This is a genomic window from Streptomyces sp. NPDC029041 (assembly GCF_040637515.1).
In the GTDB taxonomy this organism is placed as follows: Bacteria; Actinomycetota; Actinomycetes; order Streptomycetales; family Streptomycetaceae; genus Streptomyces.
Map to the genome: position 1 here is coordinate 689,036 of NZ_JBEZWO010000002.1, position 15,365 is coordinate 704,400.

15 protein-coding genes and 1 tRNA gene are annotated in these 15,365 nt (G+C 71.3%); 9 read left to right on the forward strand and 7 right to left on the reverse strand.

The genetic code is table 11. The annotated features are described in order from the left end of the window. Positions 1-12 precede the first annotated feature (12 nt). From AB0F04_RS06735 to AB0F04_RS06760, 6 genes are all read left to right on the forward strand, one after another. The gene (locus AB0F04_RS06735; RefSeq protein ID WP_362038469.1) at positions 13-660 is read left to right on the forward strand and encodes an ABC transporter permease; all 648 of its coding nucleotides are present in this window, start codon (positions 13-15) and stop codon (positions 658-660) included. Then, a complete protein-coding gene (locus AB0F04_RS06740) occupies positions 653-1,912 on the forward strand; it encodes a betaine/proline/choline family ABC transporter ATP-binding protein (RefSeq protein WP_362038471.1) in 1,260 nt (419 codons plus the stop codon). The genes AB0F04_RS06735 and AB0F04_RS06740 overlap by 8 nt, the downstream gene beginning before the upstream one ends. Then, the gene (locus AB0F04_RS06745; protein WP_362038473.1) at positions 1,909-2,709 is read left to right on the forward strand and encodes an ABC transporter permease; all 801 of its coding nucleotides are present in this window, start codon (positions 1,909-1,911) and stop codon (positions 2,707-2,709) included. Before AB0F04_RS06740 ends, AB0F04_RS06745 begins: the two co-directional genes overlap by 4 nt. Then, entirely contained in the window at positions 2,706-3,668 is a 963-nt protein-coding gene (locus AB0F04_RS06750; RefSeq protein WP_362038475.1) for a glycine betaine ABC transporter substrate-binding protein, read from the forward strand. The genes AB0F04_RS06745 and AB0F04_RS06750 overlap by 4 nt, the downstream gene beginning before the upstream one ends. A gap of 64 nt (positions 3,669-3,732) precedes the next feature. Continuing rightward, complete coding sequence (locus AB0F04_RS06755) at positions 3,733-4,317, forward strand: helix-turn-helix domain-containing protein (protein ID WP_362038477.1); 585 nt, start codon at positions 3,733-3,735, stop codon at positions 4,315-4,317. 10 nt (positions 4,318-4,327) lie between these two features. Beyond that, positions 4,328-4,498: a hypothetical protein gene (locus AB0F04_RS06760; RefSeq protein ID WP_362038479.1), complete on the forward strand. Its 171-nt coding sequence runs from the start codon at positions 4,328-4,330 to the stop codon at positions 4,496-4,498. Here AB0F04_RS06760 and AB0F04_RS06765 read toward each other — a convergent pair. The 4 genes from AB0F04_RS06765 to AB0F04_RS06780 all read right to left on the reverse strand — a co-directional run bounded on the left by AB0F04_RS06765 (position 4,495) and on the right by AB0F04_RS06780 (position 10,464). Further along, on the reverse strand, positions 4,495-5,286 hold the full coding sequence (locus tag AB0F04_RS06765) for a S16 family serine protease (protein WP_362038481.1): 792 nt from the start codon (positions 5,284-5,286) through the stop codon (positions 4,495-4,497). The genes AB0F04_RS06760 and AB0F04_RS06765 overlap by 4 nt on opposite strands. A gap of 742 nt (positions 5,287-6,028) precedes the next feature. Then, positions 6,029-6,670: a helix-turn-helix domain-containing protein gene (locus tag AB0F04_RS06770; RefSeq protein ID WP_362038484.1), complete on the reverse strand. Its 642-nt coding sequence runs from the start codon at positions 6,668-6,670 to the stop codon at positions 6,029-6,031. 299 nt (positions 6,671-6,969) lie between these two features. Next, positions 6,970-8,769: a DEAD/DEAH box helicase gene (locus tag AB0F04_RS06775; RefSeq protein WP_362038486.1), complete on the reverse strand. Its 1,800-nt coding sequence runs from the start codon at positions 8,767-8,769 to the stop codon at positions 6,970-6,972. A gap of 201 nt (positions 8,770-8,970) precedes the next feature. Beyond that, a complete protein-coding gene (locus AB0F04_RS06780) occupies positions 8,971-10,464 on the reverse strand; it encodes an MFS transporter (protein WP_362038488.1) in 1,494 nt (497 codons plus the stop codon). A 195-nt stretch (positions 10,465-10,659) separates the two neighbouring features. On the opposite strand from AB0F04_RS06780, the gene AB0F04_RS06785 reads away from it, so the two are divergent. After that, positions 10,660-10,731 (forward strand) — tRNA-Cys (locus AB0F04_RS06785). A 117-nt stretch (positions 10,732-10,848) separates the two neighbouring features. Continuing rightward, positions 10,849-11,361 carry a hypothetical protein gene (locus AB0F04_RS06790; protein WP_362038491.1) on the forward strand — a complete coding sequence of 171 codons (513 nt, stop codon included), beginning with the start codon at positions 10,849-10,851 and terminating at the stop codon, positions 11,359-11,361. Positions 11,362-11,436: 75 nt separating this feature from the next. Here AB0F04_RS06790 and AB0F04_RS06795 read toward each other — a convergent pair whose 3' ends face one another. After that, on the reverse strand, positions 11,437-11,925 hold the full coding sequence (locus tag AB0F04_RS06795; protein ID WP_362038493.1) for a DUF6083 domain-containing protein: 489 nt from the start codon (positions 11,923-11,925) through the stop codon (positions 11,437-11,439). 214 nt (positions 11,926-12,139) lie between these two features. On the opposite strand from AB0F04_RS06795, the gene AB0F04_RS06800 reads away from it, so the two are divergent. Then, entirely contained in the window at positions 12,140-13,366 is a 1,227-nt protein-coding gene (locus AB0F04_RS06800) for an LPXTG cell wall anchor domain-containing protein (protein ID WP_362038496.1), read from the forward strand. 130 nt (positions 13,367-13,496) lie between these two features. Here the strand turns inward: AB0F04_RS06800 and AB0F04_RS06805 are convergent, their stop codons facing one another. Then, positions 13,497-14,663, reverse strand: a complete 1,167-nt coding sequence (locus AB0F04_RS06805; protein ID WP_362038498.1) for an SUKH-4 family immunity protein — start codon at positions 14,661-14,663, stop codon at positions 13,497-13,499. A 169-nt stretch (positions 14,664-14,832) separates the two neighbouring features. Then, the gene (locus tag AB0F04_RS06810) at positions 14,833-15,363 is read right to left on the reverse strand and encodes an AAA family ATPase (protein ID WP_362038500.1); all 531 of its coding nucleotides are present in this window, start codon (positions 15,361-15,363) and stop codon (positions 14,833-14,835) included. Positions 15,364-15,365: the final 2 nt, after the last annotated feature.

Consider the following 15,365-nt stretch of genomic DNA (forward strand, 5'->3'; position numbering starts at 1 on the left):
GGGTGAGCGCATGTGAACTTCTGGGAGTACCTGGTCAACCGGCACCAGCAGCTACTCACGGACGCCTACCAGCACGCGAGCGTGGTCTTCCAGTGCATGGTCGTCGCGACGGCGCTCGGGGTGCTGATCGGCGTGGTCACCTACCGCAGCGAGTGGGCGGGGAACCTCGCGACCACGACCACCGCCACCGTCCTGACCGTGCCGGCGCTCGCCCTGATCGGTCTGCTCATCCCTCTCGTGGGCCTGGGGGTGCCGCCCACGGTGATCGCACTGACGCTGTACGGGCTGCTGCCGGTCGTGCGCAACGCGATCGTCGGGCTGCGCGGGGTCGATCCGGCGCTGGTGGACGCGGCCACGGGCATCGGGATGTCCCGGCCGGCCCGGCTGCTGCGGATCGAGCTGCCGCTGGCCTGGCCGCCCATCCTGACCGGGATCCGCGTCTCCACCCAGATGCTGATGGGCATCGCGGCCATCGCGGCGTACGCCTCCGGCCCGGGCCTCGGCAACGTCATCTTCCGCGGCCTCGCCTCGCTGGGCAGCGCCAACGCGCTCAACCAGGTCCTCGCGGGCACGCTCGGCATCATCGTCCTGGCGCTGCTGTTCGACGCCGCGTACGTCCTGATCGGACGGCTGACCATTGCCAGGGGGATCCGTGTCTGAGACCGGTGACCACGGCGCCTCCATCGAGCTGGAGAGCCTGACCAAGCGCTATCCGGGCAGTGCGCAGCCGGCCGTGGACAACGTGAGCATGCAGATCAGGGCGGGCGAGGTCGTCGTCTTCGTCGGCCCCTCGGGCTGCGGCAAGTCGACGACGCTGAAGATGATCAACCGGCTGATCGAGCCGACCGGTGGCCGCATCCGCATCGGCGGTGAGGACGTCACCGACATGGACCCGGTCAAGCTGCGGCGCAAGGTCGGCTACGCCATCCAGTCGGCCGGTCTCTTCCCGCACATGACGGTGGCGCAGAACATCGGGATCGTCCCGAGGATGCTCGGCTGGCCGAAGGCACGGATCAAGCAGCGCACCGAGGAACTCCTCGACCTGGTCGGCCTCGACCCCGGGGAGTTCCACGGCCGCTACCCGCGCCGGCTCTCCGGCGGACAGCAGCAGCGCGTGGGCGTGGCCCGGGCGCTGGCCGCCGATCCCCCGGTGCTGCTGATGGACGAGCCGTTCGGGGCTGTGGACCCGATCACCCGTGACCACCTGCAGGACGAGCTGATCCGCCTGCAGCACGAGCTGCACAAGACGATCGTCTTCGTCACCCACGACTTCGACGAGGCGATCAAGATCGGCGACCGGATCGCCGTGCTGCGCGAGCGGTCGCACATCGCGCAGTTCGACACGCCCGAGGCGATCCTCACCAACCCGGCGGACGACTTCGTGTCGGGGTTCGTGGGCGCCGGTGCGGCGCTGAAGCGCCTGAACCTGACCCGCGTACGGGATGTGGAGATCACCGACTACCCGACGGTCACGGTCGACGACCCGTTGCAGCAGATCTTCAACTCGCTGCGGACCAGCGGCAGCAACGAGATCCTGCTGCTCGACCGGCGCGGCCGTCCCTACAAGTGGCTGCGGCGCGGGGATCTGATGCGGGCCCGGGGCTCGCTGGCCCGCGCCGGGACCCTGGTGAACGACACGGTCACCCGGGACGCCACCCTGCGCGACGCGCTGGAGGCGGTGCTCACGGACAACGCGGGGCGGGTGGCGGTGACCGGGCGGCGCGGCGAGTACACGGGCGTCGTCGACATGGAGACCCTCATGAACTCCGTGCACGAGATGCTGGAGGCCGACCGGCTCGACGCGATGGAACATCAGCACGAACTGCAGTCGCTGCGGGCTTCGCAGACGCACGCCGAGCAGGAAGGGGCCGCGGGCCCAGCGGGCGTGGCCGGGGCGGGAGGGGAGCGGTGACCGCCACGGAGGCCGGCGAGACCTCCGAGCCCGTCGGTCGGACGCCCCCGGCAGAGCGCCCGCCCGCCCGTCTGACCTGGCAGAAGCTGACGTTCCTGCCGGCCGCCCTGATCGCCGTACTGCTCGCCACCTGGCTCTGGTTCCAGCAGGCCGACCTGGACGCGCTGACCCGCAACGCCCTGTCGGGCGGCCAGGTCACCAAGGCGCTGTGGCAGCACATCCAGCTGACCGCCATCTCCACGTTCTTCGTGCTGATCATCGCGATCCCGCTGGGCATCCTGCTGACCCGCGGGGCGATGCGCAGGGCCACCCCGGTGGCGATGGCGTTCGCCAACACGGGCCAGGCGACCCCGGCGATCGGGCTGCTCGCCCTCCTGGTGATCTGGCTGGGCATCGGCCGCAGGGCCGCCCTGATCGGCATGATCATCTACGCCATCCTGCCGGTGCTCTCCAACACGATCACGGGCCTGAAGGCGAACGACCCGACGCTGCTGGAGTCGGCCCGCGGCATCGGCATGTCCCCCACGGGGGTGCTGAGGAAGGTGGAACTCCCGCTCGCCGTCCCGCTGATCCTGGCGGGCGTGCGCACGGCCCTCGTCCTGAACGTCGGTACGGCGACCCTGGCGGTCTTCGGCGGGGGCGGCGGCCTCGGTGTGCTCATCACGACCGGGATCACCAACCAGCGGATGCCGGTGCTGGTGCTGGGATCGGTTCTCACGGTGGTGCTGGCGCTGCTGGTGGACTGGCTGGCGTCGATCGTCGAACTGCTGCTGCGCCCGCGGGGCCTGCAACCATGAGGGGGCGGACGTGCCTGGTGGCCACGGGCCTGTTGCTTGCGGCGGCCGGCTGCGGCCTGACCAGCGGTTCCCCCCTGACCGACGACGTGAAGCCGGGCTCGATCGGCCGGGGTGAGCCGCTGAAGGGCGCGCATCTGACGGTGACGTCGAAGTCGTTCACCGAGCAGCTGATCCTCGGCTCGATCATGGGCATCGCCTTCGAGGCGGCCGGCGCGGACGTGGTCGACCGCACCGGCATCCAGGGCTCCATCGGCAGCCGCGAGGCGGTCCGCAAGGGCGACGCGGACGCCGGGTACGAGTACACCGGCACGGCGTGGATCACGTACCTCGGGCACGGCAAGCCGATCACCGACCCGCAGGAGCAGTGGGAGGCGGTGAAGAAGGAGGACGCGAAGAACGGGCTGGTCTGGCTGCCGCCGTCGAAACTCGACAACACCTACGCGCTGGCGATGAACCAGCAGAACGCGAAGAAGTACGGCACGAAGACCATGTCGGACGTGGCGGGGCTGGCGAAGTCCGACCCGGGGGCCGTGAAGCTGTGCGTGGAGGTCGAGTTCGCCAACCGGGCGGACGGGCTGCCGGGCATGCAGCAGGCCTACGGCATGAACGTGCCGGCGCGGAACATCACGCAGATGGACACCGGGATCATCTACACGCAGACCGCGAAGGGCAACTGCACGTACGGGGAGGTGTTCACCACCGACGGGCGCATCAAGTCGATGAACCTGGCGGTGATGGACGACGACAGGAAGTTCTTCCCCAACTACAACGCCGCGCCGATGATCAACGCCGGGTCGCTGAAGGAGTGGCCGGCGATCGCGGACGTCCTGAACCCGGTGACGGCGAAGCTGGACAACTCCGTGGCGCAGACGCTGAACGCGAAGGTGGATGTGGACGGGGAGGATCCGCACCAGGTGGCGCTGGACTGGATGGTGGAGGAGGGGTTCGTGGAGGAGTGAGTTACAAAGAGGTCCTTGCAAAGAGACCCTTGCAAAGGGAGCTTTGCAACGCTACCTTTGCATCGTGACCGAGCCTCAGAACCCGTCCGTACGGCAACTCGACGCCCGATCCCTGCGGGGACTGGCACATCCCCTGCGCATGCAACTGCTGGACGCCCTGCGCTTCGGCGGCCCGGCAACCGCATCGCAACTGGCCCAGAAGCTGCACGAGTCCAGCGGGGCCACGAGCTACCACCTGCGCCAACTCGCGGAATACGGCTTCATCGAGGACGCACCCGAGCACGGCAAGGGGCGCGAGCGCTGGTGGAAGGCGGTGCACCGCGGCCTCCGCTTCGACGACGCGCTGCTCACCGACTCGGATCCGGCCGTACGCGGCGCGGCGGACCTGTATCTGCACGAGGTCGCCACCACGCAGGCCCGGGACCTGTCCACCTGGCTGGGCAACCGCGACTCATGGCCCGCGGAGTGGAGCGACTCCTGGGACATGAGCAGCGCGACCCTGAGTCTTACTCCCGAACTGACCCGCGAGCTCGTGGAGAAGATGCACGAGCTGGTCGAGACCTACCGCGACCGAGCCGCCGCCGAGGACGCACCCGGCACCGAGCAGGTCCGCATCCACACGCACGCCTTCCCTGTTGGCACCGACTGAAGGGTTTGCCATGCATCCGGACATCCACCTCGCCCTGCACCACGCCCGCACCGCCGAACTCCGTGCCGAGACCGCACCCCGTCCGGCGCACCGTCCCGAACTCCGTACGCGTCTGGGCTGGGCCCTCATAGAGGTCGGGCTGAAACTCGCCGCCCGGCCCGGGCCAATCGCCGCCCACTAGCAGCTGGGGACGGAGCCCTTCCCCGTCTCCAGGGCCACCAGTGAACTCACCGTGCTCTTCAGGGTGGTCACCGGAATCAGCCGCAGTCCCTTCGGAAGCTCGGCGCGAGCGTCCCCGCATTCCGCCTTGGGGACCAGGAACACCGTCGCCCCGTCCCGCTTCGCGGCCTGGGTCTTGAGGGCGACGCCCCCGACCGCACCGACCCGGCCGGCCGCGTCGATCGTGCCCGTACCGGCGATCACCCGGCCGCCGGTCAGATCCCCACCGGTGCCGTCGCCGTCGAGCTTGTCGACGATGCCGAGGGAGAAGAGCAGCCCCGCGCTGGGCCCGCCCACGTCCGCGAGCTTCAGGCTGACCTCGACGTCTTTGTCGTCGAGGCCGAGGTACCCCAGCGCGGCCTGCGTCGCCGCGTCCTGGGACTCCTTCATCTGCTTCTCGTTGTGCCGCTCGATCTCCTTGACGCTGTCCCCGCTCGGGTACACGGCGTCGCGCGGCATGACCGCCTCGTCGGTCCGGAACCAGCTGTCGATGACGTCGGGGAGCGAGACCCGGGTGTCCGGGGAGGTCGCCTCGATGGTGGTCATCCGCAGCTGGCCCTCGGTGTCCCGGACCGGCGCACCGGAGATGCTGATCACCTCCGTGCCCTTGTTCTCACCGAGCACGTTCGCCGTCAGCCCCGGCTGCGCCACCGAGAACGGCAGCGGCGCGAACACCGCCGTCGCGAGCAGAGCCACGACGGGCAGGGCGCAGACGGCGATGGCCTGGGGGCGCGTGAGGCGAGAGAACACGGGATCAATCTAACGCGGGAGGGGGACACCGCCGGGACCAGGGCGCCCGGGGCCCGGGCGGGGAGGCCGCCGGCCGTCAGTACACGGCGTCCGGGCCGACGCGGGAAGGCCACCGGCCACCAGCGCACAGCATCCCGGGCCGACGCGGGAAGACCACCGGCCGTCAACGCACAGCATCCCGGGCCGACGCGGGAAGACCACCGGCCGTCAACGCACAGCATCCCAGGCCGACGCGGGAAGACCACCGACCACCAGCGCACAGCATCCCGGGCCGGTGCGCGGGAAGGCCACCGACCACCAGCGCACAGCATCCCGGGCCGGTGCGCGGGAAGGCCACCGACCACCAGCGCACAGCATCCCGGGCCGACGCGCGAAGGCCACCGGCCGTCAACGCACAGCATCCCGGGCCGATGCGCGGGAAGGCCACCGGCCACCAGCGCACAGCATCCCGGGCCGACGCGCGAAGGCCACCGGCCACCAACGCACAGCATCCCGGGCCGACGCGCGAAGGCCACCGACCACCAACGCACAGCATCCCAGGCCGACGCGCGAAGGCCACCGACCACCAACGCACAGCATCCCGGGCCGACGCGCGAAGGCCACCGACCACCAACGCACGGCGCCCCGGGCCGGTGCGGGGAGGTTGTCGGCCGCAGCGCGTGGCGCACAGCGCGGCCGGTGTGCGAAAGCCGTCGGTCTTCGGCGCAAGGCGTTCGGCCGCCGCTAGGGCAGGCCGCCGGCCTCAGCGGAGGGCCTCCGCGACCTCGCGGGCCGCTTCGACGACCCGCGGCCCGACCCGTTCCGGCACCGCCTCGGCCAGCATCACCACGCCCACGCTGCCCTCGACGCCCGTCACGCCCAGCAGCGGTGCCGCGGCTCCCCAGGCGCCCGCCTCCAGCTCCCCGTGGGTCAGCATGTACCCGGGCTCGGCCATCGGGTGCTGCCGGGCCGCGAGTATCGCCTTGCCGGCGGCGCCCCGGTCGAGGGAGTGCCGGAACCCGGCTCGGTAGGCGACGTGGTAGTCCGTCCAGGTCGGCTCCACGACGGCCACGGCCAGCGCGTCCGCCCCGTCGACCATGGTCAGATGCGCCGTCGCGCCGATGTCCTCGGCCAGTGACCGCAGCGCCGGCATCGCGGCCTCCCGCACCAGCGGATGGACCTGGCGCCCCAGACGCAGCACGCCGAGCCCGACCCGGGCACGTCCGCCGAGGTCGCGGCGTATGAGGGCGTGTTGTTCCAGCGTGGCGAGCAACCGGTACACGACGGTCCGGTTCACGCCCAGCCGGACGGAGAGTTCGGTCACGGTGAGCCCGTGGTCCGTGTCGGCGAGCAGCTTGAGGACCCGCAGTCCCCGGTCGAGCGTCTGGGAGGTCTCCGCGGTCACGACGCCCACTCCTTAGTGGTGAGGTCGGCGGCTCCCTGGTCGGCGGATGCGTCACCGAGTCCCGTCGGTGACGCGCTTCAGAGGCCGCCGATCGGTCGGCGGCCCGGCCTGTCCGGACCGCGTCGCTTCACGGCTGCGCTCCGCGGCGGCGCTGCCACGGGGCGTGTGCGTAGCCGGACAGTAGCGAAGCAGGTTCGCTGAGCGGAAGTCTCCGTCCAGAATCCGGGCACGGCCCGGGCGTACTGCTTCCGTTTGCGGCGGTATGCACGCCCCCCAGGTTGTGGAGCCCTCCCGGCATGTCACTTCATGCGCGTGGCCCACTCCTGCACCTTGGCGATCCGCTGCCGCAACTGCCCCGCCGTGGCCTCCGCCGCCGGAGGCCCCCCGCACACGCGCCGCAGCTCCGTGTGGATCACCCCGTGCGGCTTGCCGCTCTGGTGCACGTACGCGCCGACCATCGTGTTGAGCTGCCGCCGCAGCTCCATCATCTCCTTGTGGGAGACCACGGGCCGCCGCTCGGCGGGCACCTCGAGCAGGTCGGCCTCCGCGTCCGGCTTCCTGCGGCTGTGCGAGATCTGCTTGGCCTGCCGCTTCTGGAGCAGCAGCTGCACCTGGTCGGGCTCCAGCAGACCGGGGATGCCGAGGTAGTCCTGCTCCTCCTCGCTGCCCGGGTGGGCCTGCATGCCGAACTCGGCGCCGTTGTACATGACCCGGTCGAAGACGGCGTCGGACTCCAGCGCCTCGAAGGGCAGCATGTCCTGCTCGCCGGTGTCCTCGTCCTGCTCCCGGTTCGCCTCGTCCATCTCCTTCTCGGACTCGGCATACGGGTCCTCCTCGCCCTCCTTCTTGGGCTTGTCGAGGACGTGGTCGCGCTCGCGCTCCATCTCGTTGGCGAAGGAGAGCAGGTCGGGGACGGTCGGCAGGAACACGGAGGCGGTCTCGCCGCGCCGCCGCGACCGCACGAACCGTCCGACGGCCTGGGCGAAGAACAGCGGGGTGGAGATGGTGGTCGCGTAGACCCCGACCGCGAGCCGGGGCACGTCGACGCCCTCGGACACCATCCGCACCGCGACCATCCACCGGTCGTTGTTGGCGCTGAACTCGTCGATCCGCTCGGAGGCGCCGGAGTCGTCCGACAGGACGAGGGTCGCGCCGGTGCCGGTGATCTCCCGGATGAGCTTGGCGTACGCGCGCGCCGAGTCCTGGTCCGAGGCGATGACGAGCGCGCCCGCGTCCGGGATGGCCTTCCGCACCTCGGTCAGCCGCTGGTCCGCGGCGCGCAGCACCGACGGCATCCACTCACCGCGCGGGTCGAGGGCGGTCCGCCAGGCCTGGCTGACGGCGTCCTTGGTCATGGGCTCGCCCAGCCGGGCGGCGATCTCGTCTCCGGCCTTGGTGCGCCAGCGCATGTTGCCGCTGTAGGAGAGGAAGATGACGGGCCGCACGACGTTGTCCGCGAGGGCATTGCCGTAGCCGTAGGTGTAGTCGGCGGCGGAGCGCCGGATGCCGTCCTGCCCCTCCTCGTACGTCACGAAGGGGATGGGGTTGGTGTCGGACCGGAAGGGCGTACCGGTCAGGGCGAGTCGTCGCGTCGCGGGCTCGAAGGCCTCGAGGCAGGCCTCGCCCCAGGACTTGCTGTCACCGGCGTGGTGGATCTCGTCGAGGATGACGAGTGTCTTGCGCTGCTCGACGCGGTTGCGGTGCAGCATCGGCCGCACGCCGACACCGGCGTACGTCACGGCGACGCCGTGGTACTCCCGGCCGAGCGGCCCGGCGCTGTACTCCGGGTCGAGCTTGATGCCGATGCGGGCCGCGGCCTCCGCCCACTGCTTCTTCAGGTGCTCGGTCGGGGCGACCACGGTCACCTGCTGGACGACGTGGTGGTGCAGCAGCCAGGAGGCCAGCGTCAGCGCGAAGGTCGTCTTGCCGGCGCCGGGGGTGGCGACCGCCAGGAAGTCCCGCGGCTGCTCCTGGATGTACTTGTCCATCGCGCCCTGCTGCCAGGCGCGCAGCTTGCTGGCGGTACCCCAGGGGGCGCGGCCGGGGAACGCCGGGGACAGGTGGTGCGAGGCGGAACTGGTGCCGGCGGTGGTAGTCACGGTCTCCGTTGGGGGTCGGGCGGCTCGTGCGAGGGAGCCTGACGGCTCGGCTACGTATGACAACCGGGCCACCCTACCGGCGGCCCGGGCCGGTCAACGCGCGGACCGGGCCGGGTCACCTGTGGGTGGGACCGACGTCACAGCTCCCGCAGCCGCCCCGCGATCCTCCCGGCCTCGGGCGGGGTCGCTTCACGGCCACCTCTACGGCCGTCGTTCCCGCAGCCGCGTCGACACCCAGGCCCCGGCCAGCGCGACCGCCGCCATCGGCAGGAACACCGCGGTGAAGGCGGCCGGGTGGGAGCCGGAGGCCAGGGTGGTCGTGTGGGAGAGCGTGCCGCCGCCGAGCGCGGCGAAGGCGGCGCCGCCGGCGGACAGCAGGACGACGTTGGAGAGGCCGTCGGAGATCTGCAGGGCGGCGGAGTTGGTGCCGGCCTCCTCGGGGGCGGAGAGCTTGAGCAGGAGGACGCTCGTGGAGGAGATCACGAGCCCCATCCCGAAGCACCCGAAGGCCCAGGCGACGGCGAGGGTCCAGACGGGCACGGCGTCGATCAGCACGCTCGGCGCGGTGGCGACGGCCGCGGCCACCAGCAGCATCCCCACGGTGGCCAGCCGCTCCCGGTACGGCTCCACCCGCGAACGCGACTGTACCCATGAGCCCAGCGCCCACGTCCCGCCGCCCGCGGCGAGCGAGAACCCGGCCAGCGTCGGACTGAGTCCGCGCTGCGTCACCAGCATCAGCGGCACGAACGACTCGGCGGCGATGAAGGATCCGGCGGCGACTCCGCGCAACAGCACGACCGACGGCAGCCCGCGCACGGCCCGGTAGGTGCCGCGCGGAAGCAGCCCGAGCACGGCCGGCACGAGCAGCGCCACGCCCACGGCACCGGGCAGGAGCGAGAGCGGCCGCAGGTCCTGGGCGGCGTACTGGAGCAGTCCGGCGCCCAGGGAGACGGCCAGGGCCAGCCGGATGCGCCGGCGGTCGAAGGAGGCCGGCGCATCCGTCCCGTCGGGGGTCCCCGCCGTGGCGGACCGCGCAGCCGTGCGTTCGGCCGGGCCGGACGCCCGGCGCCGTATCTGCGGCAGGGCGAGAGCGAGCGGGAAGACGACGAGCACGGGGATCCCCACGAACACCCACCGCCACCCCAGCTGCTCGGTCACCGTGCCGGCGGCGAGCGGGCCGACGATCGACGGCAGCACCCAGCTCGCGGCGAACGCGGCCATGATGGCGGGCCGCAGCCGCTCCGGATAGGCCCGCCCGACGACGACGTACAGCGCGACGATCACCAACCCGCCGCCGAGTCCCTGTACGGCCCGCCCCAGGATGAACACCCACATGGTCCCGGCGGTCCCGGACAGCAGCAGACCGGCCCCGAAGGAGGCGATGCCCGCCGTCAACGGCCCCAGCGGACCGCGCATGTCCGACCACTGACCGGAGAGCACCATCCCGAACAGACTGGTCGTGAAGTACCCGGAGAACGCGAAGGCGTACAGGGACACCCCGTCCAGCTCCCGGGCCGCGACAGGCATCGCCGTCCCGACAGCGGTCGCCTCGAAGGCGATGAGCAGCACGACGGAGACGATCCCGACACTCAACGCCCGGTGTCCCGGCCCCAGCACACCCTCATCCCTGTCGCCGAGGGAGGGCGGGACGGCTGCACTCACGACATCGGTGCCACGCGGCTCGGAGTCAGGCATGCCCGCCAGCGTAAGGCCCACGCGGGCCTTTGACCCCTGTCGCGAGACGGGCCCCCTCTGGGACTTTGGTCGTACGCCTCCACTTCTCGACCGCCCCCTTCATGAACGGCGTATGGCAGTCACATTGCATCCCAAGGGAAATCCTTGAATGCCCGCCGCACCCCGGCCTACGGTCATGGCACCGAGTACGAACACGGCCGTGTGCCCGAGTGGTTCAGGGACTCGCCTGCAAAGCGAGTTACGCGGGTTCGAATCCCGCCGCGGCTTCCCATATCGCTTACCCGGGCTTTCACGCCCATGAGGGTGAGCCACCCCTGGGCCGATCGGGCGGGGCGACAGCGCGCCGCCTGGCGGCCACCGGCCGGGAGAATGACAGTGGCCGGTATGAACAGAGCGTCACTGGACAGCATCGAGAAAGTCGCGGGCAGCGGAAAGCCTGTCATCGCGACGGACGACTGCACCTTGGTGAGCATCGTCCGGGACGCCATCATCAGCGGTACGTCAGCGACGTTCTACGCATCCCTCCCCCAGGCGAAGGCGGTCAAGGCCTGGTACTGGACGGCAGGCCGGGTCAAGAGGACCGGCATCAAGAAGGTGTCCGACGAGGAGAAGGCCAAGATCGCTTCGGAACTCGGCATCGAGGACATCGGCACGTTTCGGTGCAACCGCATTCAGTGCGAGTGCGGGCAGGTCTACGGTGCTTTCGAGTTTCTGCAACAGGGCATCAATGAACATGGCCGGGAGGCGGTGCTCTCGGTTTTCGCCCTGAAGGACGCCGCGGTGATGCGTGTGAATCCTCGCGACCTTCTTGTCTGCCCGAACTGCGATGAACTCCTGCCGGAGCGAATGTGGTACGACAACGGCACGTACGGGTGCTGCTTCGGCGACGAGGAATAAGCGGCCTTCAGCGCCAACCCGCCGAGCAGTGACCATCCGGGCAGACATGCCGTGACGGGAGTGGATTCCGCGGCGTCAGCCGGCGTCCGGAAGTGCTGCCGGGCCGGTACCCCCGTCGGCCTTCCGCCGTGCCCTGCGGGCGTTCTCCTCGCGCACGGCGTCCAGCCATCGCCAGATGCCCGCCTCCTCCGGGCTCAGACCGGGGCAGGCGATGCGATGTGGGACGCGGCACACCGCGCCGGGTGCGGGCTCGTCCTCGCGGCTGTTCCACGCCGTGCCGTTGGAGTCCACGTACCAGCGGTGCCATGCGGGCACCATGTGCGCGGGTACCGGCATGTCCGGTTCGAGGAGGACATATGTGCCGTAGTACGTGATGTGCCGCTCACCGGTCAGCCCGCAGTGGGGGCACTCGGGTGGGGCGGGTGGCTCGGGTCCGGTGGCGCCTTCCGTCGCGGCCTGTGCCCGGTCGGTGTTCTCCCACGGGCGCGGCGCGTCAGGGGGCCGCTGCCGGTGTCCGTCGGGGTCGGGTAACGGGATGATGCTCGACGCTTCTGTGTCCCCCATGACCCGAGCATGTGCGGGGAGTTCCGGCACGGAGAAGGGCGCGTTCAGGGCGCAACGGGGCAATCCGGCGGGCGCTTTTGGTCGTTGTGACGTTCACGGCACAGCGCGCGCGGAGTCCCGCACAACCCCGCAAGCCTCTCAGGTGTCCAGGACATGACCGGTAGCCGATGCTCCGGTCCGTCCGCACCCCCCTGTTCCGACGAGGAGAACCACCGTGCACCTCCGCCCCTCGGCAGCCGTCCTGGCCGCCGTCGTGCTCGCCGTCGCCGGTCCCGCTGTCGCCGCGCCCCTGGCGCACGCCGAGGAGGGCGCGCCCGAGCTGGTCGTGTCGGCCCTGCCGTCCGCGGCTCCCAAGCCGGGTGAGGTGTACGACAAGTCCGTCACCCTCACCAACAAGGGCACGGCCGCCGTGGACGGGGTCACCTTCCGGGTGCGTCTGACGCGCGGGCTGGACTTCCCCGAGCAGGTGAAGGGCTGCACCTACTCGACCGTCGAGGACCAGGTCCGGCAGGCGGTGTGTGAACTCGGCACGGTCGTCGAGCCCGGCGCCTCCGTCACCACGCCCGTGCGGTTCAAGGCGCTGGACAACGCCCTGATGGAGTCCGTCGAGTACGGCACGAGCGCAAGTGGTGACACCCCGGGCGAGGGGTTCGGCGACAGCTACCGGCGGCTCACCCTGACCGCGGACAACACCGCCGATCTGGTCGCGGTCGGTGAGGACACCGAGGCCCTGGCCGGCGACGGGCAGTCGGTGACGGCGACCCTGCGCAACGACGGCCCCGGCTGGGTGCAGAACCAGGAGAGCGACGACCTTCCCGGCCTGCTGGTGCAGATCCCGCCGGGCACGGTCGCCGTGAAGGTGCCGAAGGACTGCGCGCCGTTCGGGATCGACGGGCCGAGCGCACCGCAGGGCACCACCGGCAAGCCGAAGTACGTGTGCTGGCCGCAGGACGGGACCCTCGACGTCGGCCAGTCCCTGATGTACACCTTCACCTTGAAGATCAAGAAGTCCGCGCAGGACACCGAGGGCGAGATCAAGGCGTCGTCCGTCTACGACATCGTCCCCGCGTACGACAAGAACCGCGCCAACAACATCGCCTCGATCGGCATCGACCTGCCGAGCGACTACGAGCCCGAGCCGAGTCCCTCGGACGGCACCGACGGTGGTGCGGGCAACGGCGGGAACGGCAACGACCCCGAGGGCCAGGCCGCCGGCGGCACGGGCGCCACGGCCTCCCCCTCGGCGTCCGCGGCGACTTCGGAGGACACCACGACCGGCGGCTCCACCGGCACCGCGGCCGGCGGCACCACCGGCGGCAACCTCGCCGCGACCGGCTCCGACGGCACCCCGCTCCTCGCCGGTGCGGCGGCTGGCGCCGCGGTGCTCGGTGGTGGCCTGGTCCTCGCCGTCCGCCGCCGCAACGCCGTCAAGTCCGTCTGACGGCGGCTCAGGGCCTGTCGTTTGGATCACGGCGCAGGGCATCGGCAGCGCCTGTCAACGCCGGTGAGCGGGGGCAGATGTGCGTGCCAGGCCCCGCGTCTGCGGCGTGATCCAAACGACAGGCCCCAGGTCAGAGCACCCCGCCGGCCTCGTCCTGGAAGGCGTCCGTCCAGTAGTGGCGGACCGTTCTGTCCGCGGTGACGCCGGTGGGGTCCACCGTCGAGAGGACCTGAAGCATCGTCATGGCGAGCTGGTCGTAGGTGTCGGTGGTCAGCTCGTGGGACGACTGGGCGTCTATCGCGCGCTCGCGGTGCAGCAGCCAGAGCGTGAAGGCGAGGGTCGACACGTCCGTGTTGAGCGGGTAGAGGGCCGCCTCGGGCTCGCTCCAGTTCAGGACCGCGCCCGTCACGCCGTCGACCACCAGGCTGTTGTCCTCGACGAGGTGGCCGAGGCGGATCAGGCGGTGGGCCCCGGCCGGGAGGTGGGCGGGCGCGTCGGCGTCGGCGTGGTACTCGGCGAGCGTCGCCAGGGGGACGTCGGTGTCCACGGAGAAGACGTGCGCGTCCTCCGGCAGACCCACCTCGCGCAGGAAGCGGCGGGTCGGCTCGTGCGTGAGGGTCGCGGGGAAGTCGACGTCCTCGAAGCGCACCACCTTGCGGGGCCCGAACTCCTGGTCCAGGAGACGGTGCGGGAGGTCCAGGGAGAGGCCGGACACGCCGCCGCGCCCCGCCACCAGGGACAGGGGGCGGATCAGCGCCGCCATCTTCCAGAACGGGGCCGGTTCGCCGTCCGCGCCGTCGCGGAACACCGCGAGCAGGTGCTGGGACGCCTGCGCCACCGCCTTGGGGCCGAAGCGGCCCGCGTAGGAAGCGAACTGGCCGCGCAGACCGGCCAGTTCGTCCGTGGCCTCGGCGAAGCGGACCAGTGTCCGCAGTGACGGGGCCAGGGGGCGGCGGTCCATCGGGCCGGGGCGGTCGTGCAGGACGTACGCCGTCGAGATCTCGCCCGTCGCGCCGTCCAGCAGGACCGACTCCGTCTCCAGGCCGCCCGGGCCCAGCAGTCCGCCGATCACCAGCTGCTCGCGCAGCTCGGCCGGGAGACGGTCGTCCGGGTCTCCGGTGGAGTCGGCGACCGTGCGCAGGCCCGCGCGGCTCAGCTCCGCGAAGCTCAGCACGCCGCTGTCGCCGGGCAGTCCGGGGCCGGTCAGCCAGTGCCGCGTGGACGCGTGCGTCACCCACGGGTCCAGGTCGGACTCGGTCAGGGTGATCACCGCGCAACCGGTGTCGGTCGTACTCATGGGCTCCCCCGCATGTGCTAGCTCACCGTCCCCGGCGGGGCACGGCAGAATGGCCCGGCCCAGCCCGGCAGCCGTTCCCCACTGCCCAGAACAGTACGCCCCACCACTGACAACGCCCCGGAACAGCGACGCGCGCCCGGCGACCCCACGCGTCCACCTCACAAGACGCTCAGAGCACCCTCGCGCGTTCCCTTTGCGCCAGAATCCCCTCTACGGTCTGCCGCACCGTCAGGTCCGTGGTGTCCAGCCACAGTCCGATGCGCGGGGTCCGCCTGCGCAAGGCCGCGTCAAGGGCCCCGACCGTCCAGCCGGCGCCGTATCCCGTCTTCGGCCGCTCAGCCTCCCGCGCGGCGACCGCCTCGGGTCCCGGTGCGAGGACGACGACGTACAGCGGGCGGGTGCGCACCAGACCGACGTAGGCCGTCAAGTCCTCGCCCAGCACCACGTCCTGGACGACCGCCGTGAAACCGGCGTCGGCGTAGGCGTCCGCCGTCGCCGCCGACAGACGGTGGCGCAGCAGGAGCTGGGATCGCGCCTCCCCGTCCGCGCCGGGCAGGTACTCCTCGCGGCCGGAGACGATCATGCGCCGGAACGCGTCCCCGCGCACGTGCGCGGCCCGCGGCAGGGTCTCGGCGAGTGCCTGTGCGACCGTCGACTTGCCGGCCGCCATGACACCGGTGACCAGCACGACGCCGTCCATCG

Bases quoted from the DNA above. Each gene is read 5' to 3' on its own strand.
- AB0F04_RS06790 (WP_362038491.1), top strand. From the start codon at position 10,849: ATGAACAGAGCGTCACTGGACAGCATCGAGAAAGTCGCGGGCAGCGGA.
- AB0F04_RS06805 (WP_362038498.1), bottom strand. From the start codon at position 14,663: ATGAGTACGACCGACACCGGTTGCGCGGTGATCACCCTGACCGAGTCC.
- AB0F04_RS06810 (WP_362038500.1), bottom strand. From the start codon at position 15,363: ATGGACGGCGTCGTGCTGGTCACCGGTGTCATGGCGGCCGGCAAGTCG.
- AB0F04_RS06750 (WP_362038475.1), top strand. From the start codon at position 2,706: ATGAGGGGGCGGACGTGCCTGGTGGCCACGGGCCTGTTGCTTGCGGCG.
- AB0F04_RS06795 (WP_362038493.1), bottom strand. From the start codon at position 11,925: ATGGGGGACACAGAAGCGTCGAGCATCATCCCGTTACCCGACCCCGAC.
- AB0F04_RS06780 (WP_362038488.1), bottom strand. From the start codon at position 10,464: ATGCCTGACTCCGAGCCGCGTGGCACCGATGTCGTGAGTGCAGCCGTC.
- AB0F04_RS06760 (WP_362038479.1), top strand. From the start codon at position 4,328: ATGCATCCGGACATCCACCTCGCCCTGCACCACGCCCGCACCGCCGAA.